Origin of the sequence: Myroides albus (assembly GCF_009711045.1) — a bacterium.
GTDB lineage: Bacteria > Bacteroidota > Bacteroidia > Flavobacteriales > Flavobacteriaceae > Flavobacterium > Flavobacterium album_A.
Genome location: NZ_WMJX01000106.1, coordinates 1 through 1803 on the forward strand (window position 1 = coordinate 1; position 1803 = coordinate 1803).

A 1803-nucleotide genomic window follows, 5' to 3' on the forward strand; every position below is an offset into this window, starting at 1 on the left:
AGATTGCATAACTTCGTCCAACTTTTTGGGGTCAGTCCATCATTAGATTGGCTTTTTTTATAGTGAAATTTTCTTCCCTTGTTCTGGAAATATGTATTTTACTTGAAGTGGATTGTTTTGTTCAAGTTCCTGCTTGATTGTTTCTATTTGATTGCCTACTGGCTTTAAGTGTGTAACAATTATGTTTAAGTCTTTTAGGGTTTGACTATCCGTATATTGAGCTAATTTAGTTAATTCTTCATTTAATAGGTTAGGTGTTAGGTGGCCAAATAGTTTATCTTCTGGCTGTGAGTTTGGAAAAGAAACCTCAATGAGTATGGTTTGTAAGTTTCTATTCTTAACTAATGGGGCAATGTATTCCCATATTCTATTTAGGTTGTCAGACTTTTCTATTCTATCAGCGCCAGTGTCTCCAAAGTATAGTACATATTCATCATTGTTTTGAATTAATATAGCTGAACTTTTTTGTGGATTTACATGGCTTAATTCAAATACTTCCGCTGATAAAGTGGTGTTTTCAAGTTTAAAAGTGCGAAATGGAGTTAGCTTGTGATATATGTATTTTCCGATAATAGGTTTTTCTCCTTCATTACCGAAGTTTGCCCAAGATGCATTTTTGAAGTAATTGTTTTTGAAAACATCAATAACAAATGGTAATCCGTAAATTGGTTTACTACTGTCATCTGGAGAATTAATGATTAAACCAGCAAGATGATCTAGGTGGCCATGAGTTATAAAATAACCTTTGATATAATTCTGTAAGATGTTTTCAGTTGTATCATCAAATGTATTGTATTCAATTGTTTTGTTTATTCCTGCTCGTATCGTGCCTGCATCTAAGGAAATATAGCTCTTGCTATTTTCTATACCTATTAAATATGAGGATAGATTACTTTCAATCCCTCCACCATATACACCTAAGGGAATAATTTCAAGTTTTTGTGAATAAGTGAGTGTGCTAATTAAAATAAATATACTCAATAATATTTTTTTCATTGTGATTGTTTTTTTACAAAAGTAGAGATTATTTGTCTTTCTATGCGTGATTTAACAAGATGTTTCGGTTGCTCTCTGTAGCTTTGACCTTGTATTTAAAAGGAAAAAGGTGTAGAGTAGCAATGGGTTTATTGTACTTTACACCTTATATATTGGTAAATCTTGTAAGATCATTATTCGTATCATTTGTAATTAGCTGTTAATTACTTTCTCAACCCTCGAAATTGTATCAGATTTGTTTAAAGTTAATCTTACTATACTGTCTGCTTTAGCTAGTAAATCGTGTGGTACATTAGGCTCAAGAGTGATTATATCTCCTTCTTTTAAGTTATATCGCTCACTGTTTACACCAAAATCAATGTTGCCCTTTATAATATGTACAACTATGGGGAACTTTGTTTTGTGTTCTTTCATCTCTTGTCCACTTTTAAAAGCGATTCGTATCTCTTTTGTCGCTGCGTTGTCAATCAATATAGCTATCGCTGGTTTACTATCGCCATAAGTTAGGTTCTCTAAAATATTCGCTTTATCCATAACTCTTATTTTTAAATTCTATATAAAGTTAGTGAATTACTTTGTGGTATTTAGTTGTTTATTTAATTATGTTAGTGGTAGTTGTGAAAGATTTAATGGACCTTATAAGGTATGAGAATACTAATAGTAGAATAAGATGTTAGTTTAGATGTGTACTATACTATATATAGTATAAAGAATCTTGTTAAAGGAATTAAATGCATTATTACTGGTGTAAGTAAGGTAGGGAAGGAGTGTGATATCAGAAATACTAAAAAAAGTTTCACTTGTAAC

Annotated in this window: 2 protein-coding genes; both read right to left on the reverse strand. The window is 31.1% G+C overall.

Translation table 11 applies throughout. The features are described 5' to 3' along the window. Positions 1 to 57: 57 nt before the first annotated feature. Complete coding sequence (locus GJV76_RS15460; protein ID WP_155093477.1) at positions 58 to 996, reverse strand: MBL fold metallo-hydrolase; 939 nt, start codon at positions 994 to 996, stop codon at positions 58 to 60. Positions 997 to 1188: 192 nt separating this feature from the next. Continuing rightward, positions 1189 to 1530, reverse strand: coding sequence for a cupin domain-containing protein (locus GJV76_RS15465; RefSeq protein WP_155093478.1), 342 nt, complete (start codon positions 1528 to 1530; stop codon positions 1189 to 1191). Between the last annotated feature and the right edge of the window lie 273 nt (positions 1531 to 1803).

Bases quoted from the DNA above. Each gene is read 5' to 3' on its own strand.
- GJV76_RS15460 (WP_155093477.1), bottom strand. From the start codon at position 996: ATGAAAAAAATATTATTGAGTATATTTATTTTAATTAGCACACTCACT.
- GJV76_RS15465 (WP_155093478.1), bottom strand. From the start codon at position 1,530: ATGGATAAAGCGAATATTTTAGAGAACCTAACTTATGGCGATAGTAAA.